Annotated in this window: 21 protein-coding genes; 7 read left to right on the forward strand and 14 right to left on the reverse strand. The window is 38.9% G+C overall.

Annotated elements, in window-relative coordinates:
- Nucleotides 1-19 precede the first annotated feature (19 nt).
- Nucleotides 20-514, reverse strand: a complete 495-nt coding sequence (locus SFB89_RS07975; protein ID WP_331774156.1) for an asparaginase domain-containing protein — start codon at nt 512-514, stop codon at nt 20-22.
- Between the two features lie 69 nt (nt 515-583).
- Between SFB89_RS07975 and SFB89_RS07980 the strand changes: the two genes are divergently transcribed.
- Nucleotides 584-838: a CBU_0592 family membrane protein gene (locus tag SFB89_RS07980; RefSeq protein ID WP_331774157.1), complete on the forward strand. Its 255-nt coding sequence runs from the start codon at nt 584-586 to the stop codon at nt 836-838.
- Nucleotides 839-856: 18 nt separating this feature from the next.
- On the opposite strand, the gene SFB89_RS07985 is transcribed toward SFB89_RS07980, so the two are convergent.
- From SFB89_RS07985 to SFB89_RS08000, 4 genes are all read right to left on the reverse strand, one after another.
- Nucleotides 857-1,051, reverse strand: coding sequence for a hypothetical protein (locus SFB89_RS07985; protein ID WP_331774158.1), 195 nt, complete (start codon nt 1,049-1,051; stop codon nt 857-859).
- A gap of 1 nt (nt 1,052) precedes the next feature.
- A complete protein-coding gene (gene acs, locus SFB89_RS07990; protein WP_331774159.1) occupies nt 1,053-2,993 on the reverse strand; it encodes an acetate--CoA ligase in 1,941 nt (646 codons plus the stop codon).
- 143 nt (nt 2,994-3,136) lie between these two features.
- Nucleotides 3,137-3,802 carry a response regulator transcription factor gene (locus SFB89_RS07995; protein ID WP_331774160.1) on the reverse strand — a complete coding sequence of 222 codons (666 nt, stop codon included), beginning with the start codon at nt 3,800-3,802 and terminating at the stop codon, nt 3,137-3,139.
- The gene (locus tag SFB89_RS08000) at nt 3,799-5,334 is read right to left on the reverse strand and encodes a sensor histidine kinase (RefSeq protein WP_331774161.1); all 1,536 of its coding nucleotides are present in this window, start codon (nt 5,332-5,334) and stop codon (nt 3,799-3,801) included. Before SFB89_RS08000 ends, SFB89_RS07995 begins: the two co-directional genes overlap by 4 nt.
- Before the next feature lie 55 nt (nt 5,335-5,389).
- Between SFB89_RS08000 and SFB89_RS08005 the strand changes: the two genes are divergently transcribed.
- Both SFB89_RS08005 and SFB89_RS08010 read left to right on the forward strand, forming a co-directional pair.
- Complete coding sequence (locus SFB89_RS08005) at nt 5,390-6,394, forward strand: agmatine deiminase family protein (protein WP_331774162.1); 1,005 nt, start codon at nt 5,390-5,392, stop codon at nt 6,392-6,394.
- A gap of 37 nt (nt 6,395-6,431) precedes the next feature.
- On the forward strand, nt 6,432-7,343 hold the full coding sequence (locus tag SFB89_RS08010) for a cation diffusion facilitator family transporter (RefSeq protein ID WP_331774163.1): 912 nt from the start codon (nt 6,432-6,434) through the stop codon (nt 7,341-7,343).
- 2 nt (nt 7,344-7,345) lie between these two features.
- Here SFB89_RS08010 and SFB89_RS08015 read toward each other — a convergent pair whose 3' ends face one another.
- The 3 genes from SFB89_RS08015 to SFB89_RS08025 form a co-directional block, all read right to left on the reverse strand.
- Nucleotides 7,346-7,678 carry a FeoA family protein gene (locus SFB89_RS08015; RefSeq protein WP_331774164.1) on the reverse strand — a complete coding sequence of 111 codons (333 nt, stop codon included), beginning with the start codon at nt 7,676-7,678 and terminating at the stop codon, nt 7,346-7,348.
- 144 nt (nt 7,679-7,822) lie between these two features.
- Nucleotides 7,823-9,925 (reverse strand): ferrous iron transport protein B, encoded by a 2,103-nt coding sequence (gene feoB / locus SFB89_RS08020; protein ID WP_331774165.1) that lies wholly within the window; start codon nt 9,923-9,925, stop codon nt 7,823-7,825.
- Nucleotides 9,918-10,142: a FeoA family protein gene (locus tag SFB89_RS08025; protein ID WP_331774166.1), complete on the reverse strand. Its 225-nt coding sequence runs from the start codon at nt 10,140-10,142 to the stop codon at nt 9,918-9,920. Before SFB89_RS08025 ends, feoB begins: the two co-directional genes overlap by 8 nt.
- Nucleotides 10,143-10,305: 163 nt before the next feature.
- Between SFB89_RS08025 and SFB89_RS08030 the strand changes: the two genes are divergently transcribed.
- Nucleotides 10,306-11,196 (forward strand): carbon-nitrogen hydrolase, encoded by an 891-nt coding sequence (locus SFB89_RS08030; protein WP_331774167.1) that lies wholly within the window; start codon nt 10,306-10,308, stop codon nt 11,194-11,196.
- Nucleotides 11,197-11,205: 9 nt separating this feature from the next.
- Here SFB89_RS08030 and mgtE read toward each other — a convergent pair whose 3' ends face one another.
- Both mgtE and SFB89_RS08040 read right to left on the reverse strand, forming a co-directional pair.
- Nucleotides 11,206-12,570: a magnesium transporter gene (gene mgtE, locus SFB89_RS08035; protein WP_331774168.1), complete on the reverse strand. Its 1,365-nt coding sequence runs from the start codon at nt 12,568-12,570 to the stop codon at nt 11,206-11,208.
- 9 nt (nt 12,571-12,579) lie between these two features.
- The gene (locus tag SFB89_RS08040) at nt 12,580-13,764 is read right to left on the reverse strand and encodes a peptidoglycan DD-metalloendopeptidase family protein (protein ID WP_331774169.1); all 1,185 of its coding nucleotides are present in this window, start codon (nt 13,762-13,764) and stop codon (nt 12,580-12,582) included.
- Nucleotides 13,765-13,892: 128 nt separating this feature from the next.
- On the opposite strand from SFB89_RS08040, the gene SFB89_RS08045 reads away from it, so the two are divergent.
- The 3 genes from SFB89_RS08045 to SFB89_RS08055 are packed head-to-tail and all read left to right on the forward strand — an operon-like array spanning nt 13,893 to nt 16,827.
- Nucleotides 13,893-14,606 carry a plasminogen-binding N-terminal domain-containing protein gene (locus SFB89_RS08045; RefSeq protein WP_331774170.1) on the forward strand — a complete coding sequence of 238 codons (714 nt, stop codon included), beginning with the start codon at nt 13,893-13,895 and terminating at the stop codon, nt 14,604-14,606.
- Nucleotides 14,603-15,982: a glycolate oxidase subunit GlcD gene (glcD, locus tag SFB89_RS08050; RefSeq protein ID WP_331774171.1), complete on the forward strand. Its 1,380-nt coding sequence runs from the start codon at nt 14,603-14,605 to the stop codon at nt 15,980-15,982. Before SFB89_RS08045 ends, glcD begins: the two co-directional genes overlap by 4 nt.
- Complete coding sequence (locus tag SFB89_RS08055) at nt 15,982-16,827, forward strand: YihY family inner membrane protein (RefSeq protein ID WP_331774172.1); 846 nt, start codon at nt 15,982-15,984, stop codon at nt 16,825-16,827. Before glcD ends, SFB89_RS08055 begins: the two co-directional genes overlap by 1 nt.
- On the opposite strand, the gene SFB89_RS08060 is transcribed toward SFB89_RS08055, so the two are convergent.
- From SFB89_RS08060 to SFB89_RS08075, 4 genes are all read right to left on the reverse strand, one after another.
- Nucleotides 16,747-17,997 carry a ComEC/Rec2 family competence protein gene (locus tag SFB89_RS08060; protein WP_331774173.1) on the reverse strand — a complete coding sequence of 417 codons (1,251 nt, stop codon included), beginning with the start codon at nt 17,995-17,997 and terminating at the stop codon, nt 16,747-16,749. The two genes, SFB89_RS08055 and SFB89_RS08060, sit on opposite strands and share 81 nt — an antisense overlap.
- A 16-nt stretch (nt 17,998-18,013) precedes the next feature.
- The gene (locus tag SFB89_RS08065) at nt 18,014-19,435 is read right to left on the reverse strand and encodes a replicative DNA helicase (protein WP_331774174.1); all 1,422 of its coding nucleotides are present in this window, start codon (nt 19,433-19,435) and stop codon (nt 18,014-18,016) included.
- Nucleotides 19,419-20,498: a flavodoxin-dependent (E)-4-hydroxy-3-methylbut-2-enyl-diphosphate synthase gene (gene ispG, locus SFB89_RS08070; protein ID WP_331774175.1), complete on the reverse strand. Its 1,080-nt coding sequence runs from the start codon at nt 20,496-20,498 to the stop codon at nt 19,419-19,421. Before ispG ends, SFB89_RS08065 begins: the two co-directional genes overlap by 17 nt.
- Before the next feature lie 94 nt (nt 20,499-20,592).
- Nucleotides 20,593-22,437, reverse strand: a complete 1,845-nt coding sequence (locus tag SFB89_RS08075) for a primosomal protein N' (RefSeq protein ID WP_331774176.1) — start codon at nt 22,435-22,437, stop codon at nt 20,593-20,595.
- Nucleotide 22,438 lies beyond the last annotated feature (1 nt).

Genomic DNA, 22,438 nt, shown 5'->3' on the forward strand with positions numbered 1-22,438 from the left:
TACGTAATCTCCATAGAGATTACGTTCTTTGAAACACACCGATTTTTCTATTTTTAAAAACATGCTGATGGGGTTCCACCAGACCGTGCATCCCGATATAAACTCCATATTTTGGAGCGTTGAGCAAATATCCAATCGACGTAGCGAAATTTGAAGTTGCTTCAGTTTTGTCAATACTCACAGGTACCATCGCTCCGCTTAGAACAATACATTTATCCGCAACAACCTTTTCTAAAAATTGAGCGGTTTGGTCCATCGTATCCGTGCCATGGACTATCATGATATGGGTAAAAGAAGAAGCCAAGATATATTGGGCTAAAATTTCACGATCGGTATCTAGCATTTCAAGACTATCTTTATAAATCAAGCCTTTTAATTCATACTGTAGATTGGGAAAGTATTGCAAGATACCTTCCAACGCAATGTTATCATGAGGCACTTCTAATGCTCCATTAAGAGGGTTGTATCGTTTATTGAAAGTGCCACCGGTATTAATGATGAGTATTTTTTCCATTTTAATCACTTTTTTATTTTAATTGTAACATGTTGTGCTATAATTTTCGCTCTAAAAAAAGGAGTAATTTTGGATATTTATCAATGGATTGGTTTTATCGGTATGATTTTTATCGTTTATGCCTATTTTTTATTGCAAACGAATCAAGTCACCAACAGCTCAACAAGATTTCAATTGTTAAATTTATCAGGGGCCACGCTCTTGATTATTTCACTCATCGTACATTTTAATCTGGGGTCATTTCTAATAGAGGTCTTTTGGATCATGATTACGCTTTATGGCATCATGAAAAATTACAAAAAGAGTAAGGGCAGCACAAAATAGTGCACTGCCCTGGATAGATTAGCCGATTTCCATACCGTATTCATCTAGCATAATATCAACATTGACATTATGTCTTTTGGCTTGTATTTTGACACCTTTGGTCCCTTTAATACTCTCCAAAAATTTTTCTACTTTACTTTCCAAATCTTTAACATTATCCATATTTTCAGGCTCATACGTAATCTTGATATCTATAACTTTATGATTTCTCATTTTAATTTCCTTTATATAGCTGTTCTATTTTGGTGATGATGCTTGGGTCTTCAAGAGTAGAGATATCTTGTGTTATCGCTTCTCCTTTAGCAATGGTGCGCAATAATCGTCTCATGATCTTACCACTTCTTGTTTTCGGAAGTCCCGGAACTAAGAGGATAGAATCGACTTTTGCAATCGGTCCGATTTCTTTAACGATTTCAGTATTGATTGCTTTTTGCAAGACATCGGCTTCCATCTCATCTTTTAAGACGATATAAGCAAACAGGCTCTCCCCTTTGATATCATCAGGTTTACCCACGATTGCAACTTCAGCAACGCCTTCAACATGAGCGATGACCGCTTCAACTTCTGCTGTTCCCATACGGTGTCCTGAGACATTGACCACATCATCGGTTCGTCCTGTGATAGTGATGTAGCCTTGCTCATCATACATCGCACCATCTCCTGAGAAGTAAACAGGTTTGCCATCTTTTTTACAATCTCCAAAATAGGATTTGACAAAGCGATCGGGATCACCCCAAATGGTACGAATCATTGAAGGCCAAGGTTTTGTGATACAAAGTAAACCTTTTTCACCTACAGGTGTCGGATTCCCGTCTTCATCAATGATTTCTGCTTTGATTCCTGGCAATGGGAACGTTGCGCTTCCTGGTTTAATCGGAGTCGCTCCTGGCAGTGGTGAAATCATATGACCACCGGTCTCTGTTTGCCACCACGTATCCACAATCGGACATCGTCCGCCACCGATTTCATTATAATACCACATCCATGCATCAGGATTGATCGGCTCACCCACGGTGCCTAAGACCTTCAAGGAGTTGAGATCATACTTGCCTGGCTCATCGGCTCCCACTTTATGAAGAAGACGAATGGCAGTAGGTGCGGTATAAAATTGATTGACACGAAGTTGTTCTATCATATCCCACCAGCGACCGGCATTTGGATACAGTGGTACGCCCTCATACATAATCGTCGTCGCACCCATCGCAAGTGGACCATAAACAATATACGTATGCCCTGTAATCCAACCCACATCGGCAGTACACCAGAAGGTATCATTCTCTTTGACATCAAAGACATGCTCCATCGTATATTGCGCCCATAGAATATATCCGGCACTTGAGTGTTGTACCCCTTTTGGTTTTCCGGTACTTCCTGAAGTATAAAGCAAGAAGAGTGGGTCTTCACTATCCATCGGTTCAGGATCACAATGTTGGGATTCATTTTTGATTAGATCATTGTAAACAAAATCACGACCTGCGACCATATCAATATCTTCAAAGTTTCGTTTTACAACCAAAACTTTACTACAACAGTCACAACCCTCTTCTAGTGCAGTATCAACTGTTGGTTTTAATAAATATGGAGTCCCACGTCGATAAGCACCATCGGCAGTGATGACTAACTTCGCCTCTGCATCGATAATACGATCTCTTAGCGCTTCTGCTGAAAATCCACCAAAAACAACCGAATGAATCGCTCCAATTTTAGCACATGCCAACATTGCAAAGGCCGCTTCAGGAATCATAGGCATATATAAAACGACGCGATCGCCCTTTTTGATGCCAAACTGGTTTTTCAAAAGGTTTGCCATACGGTTGACGCGATAATATAAAAGTAAATAAGTGATAATTCGTCGCGTGCCATCTTCACCTTCCCAGATGATTGCAGCTTTGTTTTTTCGCTCTTTCAGGTGTCTTCCGATGCACTGATGCGTCACATTCAGTTTACCGCCGACGAACCATTTATAAAAAGGTGCTTCACTCTCGTCCAACACTTTGTCATAAGGCTCAAACCAGTCGATCTTTTCTTTGGCAAGTTTATCCCAATATCCCTCATAGTCATCATCAACCTGATAACACAATTCTTTATACTCACACATATTTTTGATGCGTGCTTTTCGGCTAAACTCTCGATTTGGCTCAAAAATTTCTGACATATATCGCTCCTTATTCACGTTAATTTATCTTATCTTTTATCCATACATAATAATAAAATTTCGTAGCATTTCCATAGCATTACCCGCCACTTTCCCCTTAGTCTCTCTTTTTTTAGGCTAATGTGAAAAAAAGTAGCACATTTTCATACAAAATATTTCTCTATCTTATACCCCACTCCTTTCATGTTGACAATAAAATCTTCTTTTAAAGATTTTCTAAGGCGGCTAATCTCTGCACGTATTGTGGCATTATCAACCGGCTCATCCTTCCAGACAAAACTTCTAAATTTCTCAAAATCCACGACAATACCAAGGTTTTGCGACAAAAGTGTCAAAATTTGCAACTGTTTTTTTGTCAAGGTTTGCGCGCTGTTATTGTAAAACAACAATTGTTTTTCTTTTGAGAAACTGTAACGTTTACTCAAAACAACTTGTTGCAATTCCCTCGCATTTTGCTCTTTTTTAATCTGATTGATTTTGAACGCTAACTCTTTGAGGTGAAAGGGTTTTTTGAGATAATCAGCAGCTCCCAACTCATACGCATGACTGATATCTTCGATGTCAATCATCGCACTGATGAAGATCGTCGTCGTCGCATGTTTGGTTTTATTTAATGCCTCTAAAAGCTCTAAACCATTGAGTTTTGGCACATTGATATCCAAAAGCAAAAGATCATACCGCTCTTTTTTGAGCACCTCATACGCCTCGGTACCATTAGAGAAACACGCAATCTCATGACCTAATGATTCAAGATACTCACGAATCGAATTGCGTAGCATTGTCTCATCTTCTAAAAGTAAAATTTTCAACTCAATGCTCCATTGAAAAAATATCGAAATGTAATGACATTTTCTTGTGAAGTCACGGCAATTTTGACACCATTGACATCACAAATTTCTTTGACAATATTCAAGCCCAAACCAAAACCTCCTCGTGCCTTATCTTCTCTATAAAATTTCTCAAATAATTTATCAACATTTTGTATATAATCTCCTTTATTGGTGATTTCAAAAACAAAAAAATTCTCTTGCGCGTATAATTTCACAGATATAATTTCATTGGCAAAACTGTATTTGATAGCATTTGAGATGTTATTATCACAGAGGCGTTGCAATTGGACTTCATTAAATAAAATAAAAATATCCTCTTCGATATTGGCAATAATTTTCAGATCATTACCCCGAGCCACATCTTGGAAATATTCAACGCGCTTCGCAACAAATAATGAAAAATCAATCATATTTCGCTCATAAACAACGCGATCTTTTTTGACAATATAGCTAAGATCTCCATAAATATTTTCGATGACTTTCACTGCTGCTTCGATATTGGTCAGGTAGCTATTTTTGTCAAATTTTAAATTATACAGTTCAATATTGATCAAAATAATTGAAAGGGGCGTATTGATCTCATGTATGGCATTTCGTACAAATTTTTCTTGATAATGCAATAACTCTTTTTGTTTTTCCATCGCTTTAGTCAGCTCTGCTGTTTTCTTCTCGACAAGTTTACCCAAATCCTCATTGAGGCTCTCAAGTGCCCTATTTTTATTTTTAATTTTATCAATCATGGCATTGGCATGCAAGGCAATTTGATCAAATTCGTAAAATTCAATATGATGACGGTCAATGGGCTGATATTTGAGTGAGGCCACCTTGAAAGAATCCGTAATGTATTTCAATTCTTTTGTCAATTTCTCTGTATAGTAGCGGTATTTTATGATACTGAGAAGATACAATAAAAAAGTCAATGAGACGATTTTGAGAATAAAACCCGAGATTTTATTACGATAAACCACGCGCTTGGCATCAATAACCTTGTTGAAATCATCCAAGCTCACATCCCCGCCATATACGAGATTTCGGCTTTTAAATCTTTTAATATAGACCAAATACTCGCGTGCTTCGATACGGATATTCAAAAACCCTCCCCCTTTGGCGGCAATCTCAAAAATTGATTCTTTGATGGCGGGAGAAAAACGTTGTTTTTTTGAGTTGCACACAATTCTTTTTGTGTCATCAAAGATAAAAAAGTTGGTTTGTTCATTTTTGGTATTTAAAATCACACGCCCCATGCTGGAGAGATTTTTTTCAAAGCGCTCTTGTTGTTGGAAATTTTGAGCGTTGTAAATAATAAGATTCTCTAAAACCCTGACTTTGCGGATAATGTCGTTTTTTTGATTTTGCATGAAATCTTTTTCGATTTGAACGATTTCTCGATTAAAATCCAAATATTCATTGAAAATCACAATAAATGCCGCAGCAAAGGCAAAAATACCGGCAAAAAAGATAGCATAGATATTAATCTGATTGATACTCTTTTTTTGCCATTTTTTAAACATATTCTGCCCTTCATTATGTTAAAATTAAAATATAATACCGAAAAAAGGATAAAATTTGTCAATAAGAGTGCCAGCAGAATGGGAAAAACAAGAATTTATCTTACTCGTCTTCCCATATCCCCAAAGTGATTGGCAACACAGCATCCATGAGATTCGTCTCGCCTATGCCAATCTCATACGTACGTTGTTACCATATCAACGATGCGTGGTACTTTGTCAAGACCAACAAGCGCTCAACACTTATCTTGAGCCATCACAAAATTTAACCTCCATAGTGATTGATTTCAACGATACATGGATTCGAGATTTTGGTATCATCGGTGCGTATGAAAATCAAAAACTCAAACTCTACGACTTCACTTTTAATGCCTGGGGTGGAAAATTTGATGCACAAAAAGACAATCGTGTCAATCAAAAACTTCAAAAAACGGGACTTTTTGATGCCACACCAATGGAGACGATAGACTTCGTTTTAGAAGGTGGAAGTATCGATAGTAATGGCGATGGCGTGATTTTAAGTACCCAGAATTGTATCTATAACCAAAACCGAAATCCCCAATATTCACCCGAACAAATCCAAAAAAAGCTCAAAACATTATTAGGTGCGCGTGAGCTTATCGTACTAAAACATGGCGGATTAGAAGGTGATGATACGGATTCGCATATCGATACACTCGCACGTTTCATCGACCCAAAAACCATCGCTTACGTAGCCTGTCATGATACGGCTGATACGCATCATGATGCTTTAGCACTGATGGAACAAGAGCTGAAAAAAACGGGCTTTGATCTCTTGCCTTTACCCCTGCCAAAAGCACAATTTTTTCAAAACCATAGATTGCCTGCAACGTATTTGAATTTTATTTTCATCAACAATGCACTCATTGTCCCTACTTATGATGATCCACAAGATGCTGAAGTTCTTGGAACATTACAAGGCTTTTTCCCAAATCGAGATGTTATTGGAGTCGATGCGAGAGTTTTTATACGAGAACACGGTAGTTTGCATTGTGCAAGTATGAACTATTTTTGTTATAATTCCAATCCAACAAACTCATGATGCTTATTTTAGCACCGCAACTCACGGAGTAACTACCATGTCATTACAAAAAAAAGCCACCATCGTCTCAAGTGTTACCGCCATTGTCCTCATCGTCATCAAACTGACAATCGGAGTCATCAGTGGATCTGTAGCAGTTTTGGCGAGTGCCATCGATTCGATGCTAGATTTTATTGTTTCTGCTTTTAACTACTTTGCCATCAAAAAATCAGAACAACCAGCAGATGTCTATTTTAATTATGGTAAAGGCAAAATTGAAGCTTTAGCTGCTGTAATTGAAGGTACGATTATCGCGCTATCCGGTGTTTTTATCTTTTATGAATCTGTCAAAAAAACATTTGAACATGAAATATTAACCCATCTTGATTCATCCATTTGGGTTATGGTCATCTCCCTTGTTTTAACTATTGGATTGGTTATTTTTCTAAACTATGTTGCAAAGAAAACCGACAATATGGTCATCAAAGCCGATGCCCTGCACTACAAAACCGATGTCTATAGCAATGGCGTAATTTTAATCTCCTTGGTCGTGATTCATTTCACACAGTTTTATCTCATAGATGCCATTATGGGTATCATGATATCTTTATATATTATTTATTCGGTTTATGAGATTATCAAAGGGGGCGTTTTGGTCCTGCTAGATGTCGCGCTTGAAAAGGATCTGGTAGAGAAGATACAAACCATCATAGAATCTGAAAAAGAGATTACAGGATATCACCTGCTCAAAACACGAAAAGCCGGTAACATCAACTTTGTGGATGTCCACCTTGTCTTAGATCCGACTATGTCACTACTGCGAGCGCATTATGCCGGGGATCGTGTCGAGGATAAAATCAAAGAAATTGATTTGAAATATGACTGGGTTATCAACATACATCTTGACCCATATGATGATCTTGAGCTAAATGAGTGTCCCATACCCCATAAAAATGTCAATACAAAATAATATCAAGGCCGATTTTTGTTTTCGGCCGCCACTTCATTTTGAAGGGCTTCACAGCATCTTTCTCTGTTGCCACCCCTAAATTTTTTTCTAAATCCAAAGCCATTGCCGCCAACAGGCGTGACTTCAATAAATGCAGCTTCATCACGGCTCAGAGCAAGACACGCTGCACAATCGAGTGTCACGTGAAGAGAGTCCTGATTGAGGGTTTTTCGACAAACTTTGATAGTTGCTCCAATGCAGATGCCCATAGACATCAATCGCTCTTTAATCTCTTGTTTTAAATTGATTTTATTGATCAGGGCTTTTTGGCCTTTTTCTAATTCGCTTAATTTCATTTATAAATCTCCTTTTCAAGAAGTACAGCTTCTTGAAAATTCCTCTCACTAAAGCTTCGCCAATGGCGAGATCAACTATCAAGATTTTGGTTCTAGCATAGATATTTGAAACATGATAGTTTCAATATTCTATACTAGAATTACTTAATAACCCATCAAAGACAAGATTTTATAGGAAGCATAAGCCAAAAGCCACGCCACGACATTCGGATAGATTGTATAAAACGTTCGCCAAGCCCATTGTGGAACCTCAGCATAAAATGTACTCATCGCAGCCAGACAAGGAGAATAGATCATGACGATGATGATCAGAGCAAAGGCTGCTTTAAAATCCACATTTTCCTGCATCTTTTGAATCAGCCCCTGATTGGCCTCACCGGCACCGCCTACTGCATACAACGTTCCCATCGTAGAGACCACTACTTCTTTAGCAGCAAGTCCTGCGATTACAGAAACACTCATCCGCCAATCAAAACCCAATGGTTTAAATACTGGCTCAATAAACTTACCGACTTGCCCCAAGAAACTCCCCTCGAGCAATTTGGCATTTAAGGTGTTAATCAACGCTTTTTTTGATTCGAGGTTTTGAGTCATTTCGATTTTTTGGTTATAGCTTTGAGAGAGTTCCATATTTTTAGGATAAGAGCTTAAAAACCAAACGACCATGGAAGCTAGAGCGATAAAAGTTCCTGCTTTTTTTAGAAACATCCGTGTTTTGTTCCAAAGATCCATAAACAGCGCTTTTCCGGAAGGGAAACGATACGGTGGCATCTCCATTACAAAGGGTTCTGGCTCGCCTTTAAACAACACCACTCTGAGTACTTTCGCGACAATCAAACCCAAAAGTGCACCACCGATATAGATATAAAACAAGATATTTCCTGGATTGTAGTTAGAAAAAAATGCGGCAATAATCAAAACATAAATCGGAAGTCGCGCCCCACAGCTCATAAACCCCAAAACCAGCATCGTAATAATGCGATCTTTTGGATTTTTTAGCGTCCGTGCAGCCATGTAAGCGGGTACCGTACAACCAAAACCACTCACAAGTGGAATAAAGGCTTTACCTTGCAATCCGAAGCGTTTCAAAAATCCATCCATCAAATAAGCCGCACGGCTCATGTAACCGGTTTGTTCTAAAAGGTTGAGTCCAAAAAAGAGGATTAAAATATTAGGCAAGAACATCACCACAGCACCAACTGCTGGCAATATTCCCTCGGTTAAAATCGAATTAAAAATTCCCTGCGGCAGAAATCCTGCCAAAAAATTTGCAGTCTGAGAAAAAGCACTGTCAATGAGATTCATCGGAATGTTACCCAACTCAAAGGTAAGCTGAAACAGCGCCCACATAAAAAATAAAAATATCGGCAGCCCCAGGATCGGATGGATGAGAATATTGTCGATTTTTTCACTCAAGCTCACTTCATCATCATCCAAACTCAATGTTTGTCGTTGTAAATCATAAGCAATGGCCGCTCGTTGATTAGAAAAGATATCAATCGTGCTCTCTTCATCAAACTCATTTTCCAAGTTTTTATACATTTTTTCCAATGCATTATGCGCTTCAATGAAAATGGGCATATCATGTATCATTTTATAGACACTCTCATCACGATCCAACAAGCGAATCGCTAAAAATCTCGAATAATCATAATCTTTAAAATGTGGTGATTTTCTCAATATTTTTGCTAAATTTTCGATACGTTGTTCAATACGCTCATCATAAAATACTTTATTTTTAATCAGCTCTTTTTTACTCAGTGCTATAATCTGTGTCGTGATCTCTTCAACACCTCGATTCTCTTTGGCCGAGGTTAAAATCACAGGAATACCCAAGAGCGTTTCCAAGCTTTCTTTGTTTAAAAAGTGACTCTTTTTTTCAACCTCATCAATCATATTCAACACTAAGATAGTCTTTTTATGCATATCCAAAAGTTGTAGCGTAAAAATCAGATTTCTTGAGAGTGTATTGGCATCGACGACATTTAGGATGATATCATACTCTTCATGAAGGAGAAAATTCTTGGCCACTTGCTCTTCTGGCGTGTAGGCATTGAGCGAATAAATTCCTGGTAAATCGGTCATCTTAATATCATATAAATCGCGTTTTAAGAAAACCTCTTTTTTCTCGACTGTCACTCCGGTAAAATTTCCAACATGTAAACTGGCATTCCCCATGGAGTTGATAATCGAAGATTTCCCGACATTTGGTTGCCCTACAATGGCAACTTTGATACTTTTATTCATCAATTATGATCCCACGTGCTTCTTCTTCTCTCAACGCAATTTTTGTATTATTACTCACGATGTCCCATGTTTGTTTTGCCAATGTGTATTCTAAAACTTTAATAACGGCACCTTTGACGATGCCCATCGCAAAGAGTCTACTTTTTATTGGTTCTTTTGCTATAATCTTCTTGATAATAGCTTTTTCAGATATTTTCATATCAGATACTGTTTTCATTAGTTTTCTAATCCTTCAGTTAAATATTAAAAGAATCATAGCAAAAATAAATTAAAACCCTCTTAAATTGATAATCATTCTCATAATAATGGTTTTAAATTTATTTGCTTTGATAAAATTTTATGCTAATATTCCCATAATAAAGTTCAAATAAGGCTCGATAATGTCAAACAAAACCACATTAAAAATCGCTTTAATCCAACACGCCAACCATCCATCAAAACAAGAAACCATACAGACGACAAAAGCCATGATTCAATCCGCCGCGAAACAAGGGGCAGAACTTGTCATTCTACAAGAGTTACATCAAGATCGCTATTTTTGTATCAACGAAGATGTCAAATGCTTTGATCTTGCTGATAATTGGGAAGAAGATATCCGATTTTGGTCTGATGTTGCCAAAGAAAACCACGTCGTTCTCGTCAGCTCGTTATTTGAAAAACGCGCAGAAGGGCTCTATCACAATACGGCTGTCGTATTTGAAAAAGATGGCCAAATCGCAGGAAAATACAGAAAGATGCATATCCCAGATGATCCGGGATTTTATGAAAAATTCTATTTCACACCCGGTGATCTAGGATACCAACCAATTCAAACTAGTGTGGGCAAACTGGGTGTTTTAATCTGCTGGGATCAATGGTACCCTGAAGCGGCACGTTTGATGGCATTGGCGGGGGCTGAAATCTTAATATACCCCACCGCTATAGGATGGTTTGATGAAGACGCTCCAGAAGAAAAAGCACGCCAACTTGATGCTTGGATAGGCATACAACGAGGTCATGCCATCGCCAATGGTTTACCACTCATCGCTGTCAATCGTGTCGGCAAAGAGTTCGATAATCATCAAGCACTCGATGGTATTAGATTTTGGGGCAACTCTTTTGTATGTGGGCCACAAGGGGAAATACTAGCACAGGCAGACGCTCAAAAAGAGTGTATCCTCCTACAAGATATCGATATGCTACGCTGTGCTGAAGTGAGAAAAATTTGGCCATTTTTGAGGGATCGAAGAATTGAGACCTATGATAATATCACCAAAAGATTGATTGATTAACGTTTGATTTTATTTGAGTAAAAAGAGTGAGGCCAGACCCAAGAAACTAAAAAATCCTACCACATCGGTAAAGGTTGTCAAAATCACAGTACTCCCAATAGCCGGGTCAATCCCAACACGTTTTAGAAGAAGCGGAATCCCCGCACCAACCAATCCGGCTAGGAGTAAATTGATCTGCATCGATGAGGCAATAATCAACCCCAAGCGCCAATCTTTGAACCAGAAAAAAGCAATCAACCCCATAATGATACCAAAGAGTAAGCCATTAACGCAGGAGAGAATCAACTCTTTCCAAAGCGCCTCTTTGGCATTTTGAAAATCTACCTCGCCAAGCGCTAATTGACGCACCATAATCGTCAAGGTCTGTGTTCCGGCATTGCCTCCCATGGACGCGACAATCGGCATCAAAACCGCTAGTGCTACATAAGATTGTAGTGTCTTATCAAATAATCCGATAACAATGGAAGCAAGAATTGCTGTCAACAAATTCACAAATAACCACGATGCACGAGATTTTCCTGCTTCTGTGATATTTTCTTCATGTTCGGCTTCATCATCAACTCCGGCGAGTCCATAGATCTGCTCTGTGGCTCTCTCTTGCACGAGATCATGAATATCATCAGACGTAATACGACCGAGAAGTTTATGGTTACTATCCACTACTGGCAAACTCGTCAAGTCATAATTTTCTACAATATGGACAATCTCATCGATTTCATCGGTATCTTGGACATATTTGGGTTGAAATTCATCTTCTTTATCTTTGAGCTCTTCTCGAAATGTTTTGTTAAAATCGAACAAAATCAGATCTTCTAACGTAATCGTAAACATCAATCGACCCAGAGTATCAATAATAAAGGTGTGGTGAATATTTTCTAAGATACCCTCTCTTTTTTCTTGTTTCAATCGTTCCAAAGCATCTTGTATACGCTCATCATACGTTGCCATAAACAACTCCGTCTGCATATATGCACCGGCTTGTTCATCATCATAGCGCTTTAGTTTTTTGATTTCTTCTTGATCTTCTTTGTCCAAAAAGGAGAGAATCTCTTTGGCTTGTTCGCTATCTACATCTTCAATATCTTGGATTAAGTCAGTAGCATCATCGCTTTCCAACTCTTCAATGGCTTCTTTGAGGCTGTTTTTAGGAACATTTTCGATAATTTCTTTTAAAAATCGATCCGGAAGTTCCAGGACGATTTCACCCAAGATATCGCTTGGCATTTTTTCAAGATACTGAAAAAATAGCTCTTCATCATTTTTTTTGATATTCTTGAGAATTTTTGCTAATTCGGTCGCAGAGATTTCACTGTCATTTTTATCAGCAATGAAATCATTAAGGATATCGATGTTTTTTTCAAATTCTTCATTCACGAAAAATCCTTATTCTACGAATTTGTCTTTCATTTGTAATCTTACAATATAGTCGAATTTCTTCTCTTTTGGAGGCTCTTTATGGCTTGTCAATGCCAAGTTAATATTCTCTTTAACTTTGGCCGTATATTTTAAAAAGTCCTCTTTTTTCTTGCCGCTGAGGACACTTTTGACTAATTTGATGGCACTATCAGGATTAATCGCAAGAGAACCACGATAAAGACCAAAATGCAAGTGTGGTCCGGTACTCAAACCCGTAGATCCCACATAAGCCACAACTTGACCTTTTTTGACGTGTTTTCCCCGTTTGATCCCTCTTTTAAACTTTTTAAGATGACCGTAGAGTGTTTTATATCCACCTTCGTGCGCGATGATGATGGTATTACCATACCCACCTTTTCGCCCTGCAAATATAATCCGACCCGCGCGTGCTGCTTTGACAGGAGTGCCTCTAGGAGCTGCATAATCAATCCCTAAATGTGCGCGATAACGATGCAAGATAGGATGCCATCTTTTATAGGTAAAGCGGTCTGATATTCGGGTATAGTGCACTGGTAAACTTAAGAAAAATCCTTCCACTTCTCTTCCATGTGCATCATAATATCTATTTTTGTTATACAAAAAGACATAATGACGCTCTCCTCGTACCTCGACCATAGAAGCTTCGATTGTTGGTGATCCAAACTGTTGCCCTAATCGTATTTTTTTGGTGTAAAGGATAACGAGTTTATCGCCCTTTCTCAAATATTTAAAATTAACACTTTTTTTGTAAGATTGAATAAATTCATGAGCGAGCAAATAATTGTGTGTCGCATCGATGATATCTTGATAGGGAGATGTTTTAATATCAATCGTCAAAGTTTCTTCTTTGGTTTGATATGCGATGGGAGTAGTTGTCAAAATGTACTTATCCGCACTTTTTTCGATGTGCAGTTCTATCTCTTCTCCAACAGGTATCAAAACTTGTTCGATTTTGTCATTATCATCTCGTAGTATCTGAAACTTCGTACCTGCAATGATTTCAGTCGCAAGTTCTTTATCTTTTCCGTCTAAATCATAATAGATACTTGATGGTAGAGAATTTTTGCTTAAAAAATCAAGAAATGTTTCTCCATTTTTCCAAACAGATTCCTCCAAATACGCAGCATTTAAACAAGACGAAATAAATAAAACAAGACAGACCAATCTCCTCATAAGCACCCTTTTAAAATAATAATACCGATTATAACTTAGTGTTTCTTATAAATTGCAAAAGTTTTATTTTCGTTAAGTTATTGTATAATTTGATTTTTAATAAAATTACGAGCTAAAAGGAGCACTTTTTGAGAAAAACCCTATTGATTTTATCCATTGTTTTTTCTGTTTTGAATGCGGATGGATTATACAAAGAGTATAAAACGGATATTATTGGAATCAATGGCAATACAGCCACGATTAAAGATTCAAACGAGATTGTTATCGGCTCAAGCGGTATCGTCGTCCACCATTTTGACGCCACAACTTCGAGTATTATCGCCAGCGTTGAAGTGCGTAAAAAATCAGCAGGAACCGCCTCGTTAAAGCTCACCCCATATCAAGGACTCAAACAAGATGCCCTGCCCCAATCGGGTGTCAAACCCTCAGCGGGAGATCGCGTGATCTTGAACTATCTTTATGACAGAGCATTAGTGGTCGCACCAAGTTATCCGGTCTATAACAAGATTGTCAATACTTACAAAAATATTACTTGGGTCAATCCTGATATTCCGGCCTCTTATCTTGCAAAAATGTACAAACCAAATCCTGACAAGAAAGTATTTCAGACCATGTGCTCACAAAATGTCGCGTCATTGATCTTATTTGCATTAGATAGTGGTACATATTTTGTGGATTGTCATGATTTCAAAATCGTGAAAAAAGACAAAGCAATCGCAACAAAATCTTATCAACTACCATTTTACAGCCGTGTCACATCCATCGAAGCGGGCTGGTTTGATTTTGGTGCCACCGCCATTGATAACTATGAAAAATATTACCAAGCATTGATACGACCATGAAAACAGAACATATAGATTATTTTAAAAGTATTGTAGGGAAAGAGAATGTTTATGATGATAAAGCGCATATGCTCGCATACTCTTATGATGCCACGCGTAATCATTATGAGCCCGATGCTGTCGTTTTTCCAAGAAACGAAGAAGATGTCAGTCGTGTTTTAAAATATTGTAATGACAATCGCATCGTCATTACCCCACGGGGCGCAGGAAGTGGCTTCACAGGAGGCGCATTACCGGCAAATGGCGGTATCATCTTGGGGCTTGAAAAGCACATGAATCAGATTCTTGAAATCGACATGGAAAATCTCGTCGCCGTCGTACAACCGGGTGTGATTAACATGGATTTGCAACGAGCCGTAGAGAAAAGAGGACTCTTTTATCCTCCAGATCCTGCAAGCCAAGATTATTCTACACTTGGTGGCAATGTGAGTGAAAATGCAGGCGGTATGCGTGCTGCGAAGTATGGTATTACTAAAGATTTCGTAATGGCATTGCGTGCTGTTCTTCCAAATGGAGAGATTATCCGTGCCGGAAAGCGCACTATCAAGGATGTTGCCGGTTATAATATCGCCGGTATTTTAATAGCGAGCGAAGGTACACTTGCTGTCATCACAGAGATTACCCTCAAACTCCTTGCAAAGCCAAAACGCTCCAAAAGTGCTATGGGAATTTTCCCAAGCGTGCAAAAAGCGATGGAAGCTGTTTTTAAAACTATGGCTTCAGGTGTCACACCTGTCGCGATGGAATTTTTGGACAACCTTAGTATCCGAGCTGTGGAGCAAAAATTTCACAAAGGCTTGCCCGTAGATGCCGGCGCCATCTTAATTACCGATGTCGATGGAAACTTAGAAGAAGAGCTCGATGGGCAGTTAGAAATCATTGAAAGAAGTTTTAAAGAGAACGGTTGTAGTGAATTTAAAATCGCCAAAGACCAAGAAGAATCCGCCGCACTGTGGTTTGCTAGACGTAATGCAAGCCAGAGTATCACCATCTATGGCAGTAAAAAGCTCAATGAAGATATCACCGTACCAAGAAGCAAACTCCCAGCACTCCTTGAGGCTATCGATAAAATATCTAAAAAATACAATGTTAAAGTCCCCTGTTTTGGGCATACTGGTGATGGCAATGTCCATACCAACGTCATGGTGGATGGCAGTGATGAAGCGCAACTTCGCATCGGTCATGAGGCCATTGTCGAGATTTTCAAAGCCACGGTCGAACGGGGGGGAACCCTCAGTGGAGAACACGGTATTGGTCTTAGCAAAGCCCCTTATATGAATCTGGCTTTTAGCGATGCTGAGATGGAACTGTTTCGATCAGTCAAAAAGGCCTTTGACCCCAACAACATACTCAATCCAAACAAAATGGGATTATGATGGATTTCGCAAGATTGTGGAAAACGCTCAAAAAGATGGAGGATAAAGAGCTCGCTCATTATGCTTCCTCTCTTAGTTTTCACACTATCTTGTCTTTGATCCCGATTCTTTTGATTAGTTTTAGTATTTTTACCAAGATGCCAAGCTTCAAAGAGCAATACGGCAAAATTCAAGCCTTTATCTTCAATTCTATGATTCCCACACAACAAGATACTATCACCCAATATCTCAACAAATTCATGGAAAATACCGGCAGTATGGGTACGGTGGGGCTTATTTTTGTTTTATATGTCTCCATCATGTTCTTTTTTGATTATGAGAAAATCGTCAGCTCCATCTTTAAGGTCAAAACGCGAACCTTATGGGAATCACTTACCACCTATTGGACGATGATTACCTTGATGCCACTGGGACTGGCTATATCCTTTTACTTCTCCAAAGTTGCACAAGATTTTCTCTCCAAAAGCAGCTATACCGATTCGATTAATATCTATGCCATTTTTCCTTATTTTATCATCTGGTTTTTATTTTTTATCATGTATATCATCTCCTCCAACGTTAAAGTCAATAAAAAGATGGTCATCATCGCATCTTTTGTCGCCTCTTTAGTGTGGTATATCTCCAAGAGTCTCTTTGTCTTTTATGTGACTTACAATCAAACGTATCTTAGTATTTATGGCTCTTTTAGTATTGTGATGTTTTTCTTTTTGTGGATCTACTTTTCGTGGTTGATTTATCTCTATGGCATGAAACTCTATTGTGTTTTAAACGAGGAATATGCCCAGGGCAAAGAGGAGTATCATGAGAGTAAAACGCCGATAGAAAATCCCCAAGACGGAGAGTAAAAGATACAAAATCAAAAACCAAAACGGTGTCATGATCTCATAAAAATGCGTCTTTAAATCGAGTAAATAGACGATCTCTTTATCCAATAATCCTCCATAACCAATCAAATGCAAAAAAAGCTCCAATGGATAAAACAGTGTAAATAGCATACTAAGAAGTGGCGAGAAGAGTTGCAAGGGAGTAAAGACAGGAAAAACATAATGAACAATCGGCAACATCGCAAGATAAACCCAAAAATTCAATAAGATGAAAACCCACACTTTAGGCAGTGTGGCAAAGTATTTTAAAAACAGAAAAATATAAAAAACACCACTGACTGAAAACCAAAATGCAATCGAAAACATCAATCCAGGAAAAAGTACCAAGATAAAACACACACTCAAAAGTAGCGTTAAAAATGAGATAATTTTAATATGCCGACTGAAAAGAAAAAAGCCGAAAACGGCCATCACAAATGAGCGTAAAAAAGAAGGCGAAAAATTAATCAAATCCATATAAAAAAAGAGTATAACAAAAATCACGATGGAGAGATCTGCGGTGCGATTCCGATACGGAGCATAACGATTTTGAAAAAATGTATAAAGTGGTGTCAATAACAAAAACAAAATCATACTCAATAAACCCAGATGAAACCCACTGATGGCAATCAAATGCGAGATACCAAGCTTTTGTATCTTATCGCGCGTTATTTTACTAATGGCAGAAGAGAAAAAGAGTGCCGCAAATATCTCTTGGGTCTCTTTAGTTTTGTGCTGATTTTTGACATAGTTTTTCACCTGATACAAGGCAGTTTTCGTGGTTGTTTTTATGGGATTAAGATAAATACTTTGCGCAAAAAAGCTTTTTAAATATCCCATGAAATCAATCTGATTGGTTTTGAATTTTACAAAAACGTTCTGCGCAATGGCGACGTTTTTAGGTTTCCATGAAATCGTATAAAAACGATAACCATCATGACTTTTTAACTTGAAAACATCATAAGTCTTGCCATTTTTATTGACTTTTGTATAGTGATTTAAAACTTTGGCTTCTGTTGTATGCGTGGGATATTTGATCAGTTGTTTGTAGTGATAATATTCAAATCCTAAAGAGCATAGAAAGAGAAAACCCAATATGACAAAGGTGGCAATTACCTCTTTTTTGTTGGTAAAAAGAGGTAGTGCTTCCATCTAGGATCGGGTCACTTTATATCTTTGGTATGGAGATATTGGCCTCTTTTTTATCAGAGTTCGCATAAACTATTTCAATAGGCACTCCACCGGCATCCACAAATCGGGTGCAATTTTTTTGAAATATCATATTGGCCACCCCAATAGGACCATTTCTATTTTTACCGATAATGACTTCAGCCTCTTCTTCGGGTTTTTCAAAAAAGTTACTTTTGTACTCTTTACCCTCTTGTCTCGCACGTTGCTCTTTTTCTTTCTCTTCTCTCACCCGATAAACATCATCACGATAAACAAACAAAATAATATCCGCATCTTGTTCAATCGCTCCTGATTCCCTAAGGTCACTTAGCATCGGACGCTTATCACCACGACTCTCCAAACCTCGGTTTAGCTGGGAAAGCGCGATAATCGGAATCTCTAACTCTCTGGCTAAAAGCTTCAAACCCCGACTGATATCACTGACTTCAAGGTGCCTATCTTTGTTTCCATTACCACTCATCAATTGCAAATAATCGATAATTGCCAAAGAGATTTCAGGATGTTGGGTCTTGAGTTTTCTTAGTTTGGCTCTGACTTTATGAATATCAACATTTCCATTATCATCAACATAAAACTCTTTTTGAGAGATTTCATCTGCTGCACCTGAGAGTCTGCTCCACTCATCATCATTGAGATCACCGACTTTGATCTTCTGCAACGGGATCGATGTTTTGGCACTAAACATCCGTAACATCAACTGCTCTGCTGGCATTTCTAGGGAAAATATAGCCACCCCTTTATTATCATCTAGAGCATTTTGAGCGAGATTGAGACAAAACGCCGTCTTTCCCATCGCCGGTCTTGCCGCCACGATAATAAGATCACCATCTCCAAAACCCGTCGTAAGCTGATTGAGCTTATTAAAACCGGTATCGAGTCCTACCACGCCGAGGTTGCCACGTTTTTTCATCTCTAAAATATGGGCAATGGTAGCTTTTGACATTTCTTCGGCTTCTCGAAACTCTTTCGCTCCGGTTTCTTGCGTGATTTGATAGAGTTTTTGTTGCACCAAATCCACCACATCATGAGAAGGCAAATCTTGCTCCACCGTGACCTCTTTGATTTGGGTGGTGAGCTCAATCAACTCTCGTTTGATTGATTTTTCTCGAATCTCTTCGATGTAAGCTTTGGTCGCAGGAAGCGGATTGGTGGAGATAATCTCCAACATCGCATCTTCATCAAAACGATTATCTTGATTTAATTTCTTTTTGATAAACTCTTCATCAATCGGTAAATCTTCGCGCTCACACTCCAACATCGCTTCATAGATAAATTTATGGCTTGGGAGATAAAAATCTTGTGGTTTTAAAAGCGCGGCAATATCTTCAAAAATTCCTGGATCAAATAAAATCGAACTTAAGACGGAGCGTTCAATATTGATATTATGCAAGTTTTGCATCTGCTTCATACTCCTTTGCTGCTTGTTCCACTTCTTCTAAAAAACGCGCTACTAATTCATCTTCTTTGAGTTTAGCTACAATCTCGCCCTTCCTCATGATAAGACCCTGCCCTTTTCCATAGGCAATTGCAACATCCGCACCTTTGGCCTCACCGATGGCATTGACCACGCAACCCATCACGGAGACATTTAGCGGCGCACTAATATGCCTCGTTCGCGCTTCCACTTCAGTGACAGCTTTGACTAAATTAGCCTCAATCCTACCACAAGTGGGACAGGAGATGATATTGAGTCCACTTTTGGAAATACCACTATCTTTCAAAATCGCTTTGGCCACTTTGATCTCTTCTTCTAATTCTCCGGTAATCGACACACGCATCGTATCGCCAATTCCTTCTAGCAATAAAGACCCAAGCGCGATGGAGGATTTCACGGTAGAGTGAAACAGCGTCCCTGCTTCTGTGACTCCTAGATGAAACGGATACGCCACCAAAGGGCGCAACATACGATAAGCCTCTACGGTGCGTTGCACATCACTGGCTTTGAGAGAGACTTTGAGATTGCTAAATCCTAAATCTTCAAGATATTTGATATTATAAAGTGCAGATTCTACCATCCCTTTGGGTGTCGCGCCATATTTGATCTCAAATTGCTCTTCTAATGAGCCACTATTGACACCGATGCGAATGGGGATATTGTTGGCCTCACATGCCTTTACCACTTCTTTGACTCTACTTTTTTCACCAATATTTCCGGGGTTGATACGGATACAATCGACCACTTCTGCGGCAATCAAGGCCAAGCGATAATTAAAGTGAATATCTGCAACAAGGGGGATATTAATCTGCTCCTTGATGGCTTTGAGTGCCCGGGCATCTTCATAATCAGGTACCGCAACACGCACGATATCACATCCGGCAAAGGTAAGTCGTCTGATTTGATCGACCGTAGCATCAACATCTCGTGTTTTTGAAAAAGTCATCGATTGCACCGGAATCGGCGCATCGCCTCCGATGGCAACCCCTCCGACATGAATCTGTTTTGTCTTGTATCTTTGAATCATTTTAAGGCTCCCTGAACTTTTAAGTTCTAAATTAAATTAAATTATACGTTTTTTAAAGTATCTTTTTTATCATGAGGATTATACAAAAATTTGATTAAGAGAAAGATAATGGGTCAATGTCAATTTCGAGAGGCAGCTGTTTACACGTATGTGCAAAACGCAACAATTCCTTGCTATCAGTGCTTCTTAGTAACATATCATAACGAAATTTTCCGGCGATTTTTTCGATATTCGCCCTACCGCCCCCGACCACTTCGATCTTGGGAAAATCACGAGCAATCCTCATGACTTTGTCCAACAATTCTTGCGCTTTTTCATCTTTTTTATGTGAGATCAAAATCTTTAGTAATTTGATGAAGGGAGGATAAATCTCCTCTCTGTGTTGCATTTCATCTTTGAGAAAGCGCTCATAATCATCCATAAAATTTTGAAATACTTCAGGATTTTGTGTTTGGATATAGACCTCTCCCTCACCTGAACGCCCCGCGCGTCCTGCGATTTGGTGCACTAAAGAGACCGCTTTTTCTTTGGCTCTAAAATCTGGCATATTTAAAATCGCATCAATACCCATGATAATGCTAAGTCCAATCGCGTGATAATCATGCCCTTTGGAGAGCATCTGAGTGCCTACTAAAATATCAATCGCTCCCTCATTAAAATCTTTCAAAATAGCATTGAGTTGCGTGATGGTACGCACTTCATCACGGTCAAATTTTCCGATAGTATTGTTAGGGAAGTGCGCTTTGAGTTCGCTCACAATTTGCGCCGTACCGATTCGGTTGGTATGCAGATTTTCACCCCCACACGTCGGACAGACCTTTGGAATGCGCTCTGCATAATGACAATAATGACATACAAGAGCATTTTTATCACGATGCAAACTCATCCCCACACTACAATAAGGACACATCACCGTCGCACCACAATCAAAGCAACTCACGTATTTGAAATTAGCCCGTGTGGGCACAAAGATGATGACTTTGTGATTTGCTGCAAGATGCTCTTGAATTTTCTCTACCATCCCTGTGGTAATATCGCTGATGGTATTTTCATAGAAAAATCGCTTTTGTGAATCAAAATAGGTTCCCCTTAAGCGATATTTTGGAAGATTTTTGTAACTTCCAAGTGTCGGAGTCGCACTGCCTAGTACCACTTTAGCCTCATAGCGTTTTGCAAACAAAAGTGCGAGATCACGCGCATTGTAGCGGGGGCGCTGAGAGGATTTGTAGCTATCATCATGTTCTTCATCGACGACGATGAGTCCCAGCTTTGGGATGGGTAAAAAAAGGGCGGAGCGCGTACCAGCAATGAGAGCGATTTTGCCCTCGCTTAGACCTTGGATGATGGACTCTTTCTTGCTTTTGCTCACTTTAGAGTGCCAAATCGCAACGCGCTCACCAAACACAAGCATCAAGCGTTTTTTCATCTGAGGCGTGAGACCGATCTCTGGCATCAATAAAATAGCATTGCGGCCGTTATTGAGTGTTTCGATAATCATTTTGATATAAATCTCTGTCTTACCGCTTCCCGTATCTCCAAAAAGCAAGGAACGCTCATGATGGGATAAAAATTCATATGCTTTTTCTTGCGCTTTGGAGAGTGTAAAGGGTGAGATTATTTTAGTATCAGTTGCAAAATCAACGTTACTTTTTTGATAAGGCACAAAGAGTTTGAGGGCATCGCCTAGTGAACAGACGTAATAATCACTGATAAATTTAGCCAAAAGCAGTGTTTTTGGGGTATAAAATGCCTCTTTGACCCCCATAATCGTTTCACAATCAAACGCGGGTTTGGAAGTTTGTGAGAGTACGACACCCAGTCTTGATTTTTTATTCAGCGTCACTTCGACGATATTGCCGGCTTTCAAGTCGTATTCACTCTCATAAGTCAAAGGAGAAAGCGGAGAAGAAAGAAGCGAGATGAGAAAATAGTGTTTCAAG

Source organism: Sulfurospirillum sp. 1612 (assembly GCF_036556685.1).
In the GTDB taxonomy this organism is placed as follows: domain Bacteria; phylum Campylobacterota; class Campylobacteria; order Campylobacterales; family Sulfurospirillaceae; genus JAADIZ01.

Bases quoted from the DNA above. Each gene is read 5' to 3' on its own strand.
- SFB89_RS07975 (WP_331774156.1), bottom strand. From the start codon at position 514: ATGGAAAAAATACTCATCATTAATACCGGTGGCACTTTCAATAAACGA.
- SFB89_RS07985 (WP_331774158.1), bottom strand. From the start codon at position 1,051: ATGAGAAATCATAAAGTTATAGATATCAAGATTACGTATGAGCCTGAA.
- acs (WP_331774159.1), bottom strand. From the start codon at position 2,993: ATGTCAGAAATTTTTGAGCCAAATCGAGAGTTTAGCCGAAAAGCACGC.
- SFB89_RS08000 (WP_331774161.1), bottom strand. From the start codon at position 5,334: ATGTTTAAAAAATGGCAAAAAAAGAGTATCAATCAGATTAATATCTAT.
- SFB89_RS08010 (WP_331774163.1), top strand. From the start codon at position 6,432: ATGTCATTACAAAAAAAAGCCACCATCGTCTCAAGTGTTACCGCCATT.
- SFB89_RS08015 (WP_331774164.1), bottom strand. From the start codon at position 7,678: ATGAAATTAAGCGAATTAGAAAAAGGCCAAAAAGCCCTGATCAATAAA.
- feoB (WP_331774165.1), bottom strand. From the start codon at position 9,925: ATGAATAAAAGTATCAAAGTTGCCATTGTAGGGCAACCAAATGTCGGG.
- SFB89_RS08025 (WP_331774166.1), bottom strand. From the start codon at position 10,142: ATGAAAACAGTATCTGATATGAAAATATCTGAAAAAGCTATTATCAAG.
- SFB89_RS08030 (WP_331774167.1), top strand. From the start codon at position 10,306: ATGTCAAACAAAACCACATTAAAAATCGCTTTAATCCAACACGCCAAC.
- SFB89_RS08040 (WP_331774169.1), bottom strand. From the start codon at position 13,764: ATGAGGAGATTGGTCTGTCTTGTTTTATTTATTTCGTCTTGTTTAAAT.
- glcD (WP_331774171.1), top strand. From the start codon at position 14,603: ATGAAAACAGAACATATAGATTATTTTAAAAGTATTGTAGGGAAAGAG.
- SFB89_RS08055 (WP_331774172.1), top strand. From the start codon at position 15,982: ATGGATTTCGCAAGATTGTGGAAAACGCTCAAAAAGATGGAGGATAAA.
- SFB89_RS08060 (WP_331774173.1), bottom strand. From the start codon at position 17,997: ATGGAAGCACTACCTCTTTTTACCAACAAAAAAGAGGTAATTGCCACC.
- SFB89_RS08065 (WP_331774174.1), bottom strand. From the start codon at position 19,435: ATGCAAAACTTGCATAATATCAATATTGAACGCTCCGTCTTAAGTTCG.
- ispG (WP_331774175.1), bottom strand. From the start codon at position 20,498: ATGATTCAAAGATACAAGACAAAACAGATTCATGTCGGAGGGGTTGCC.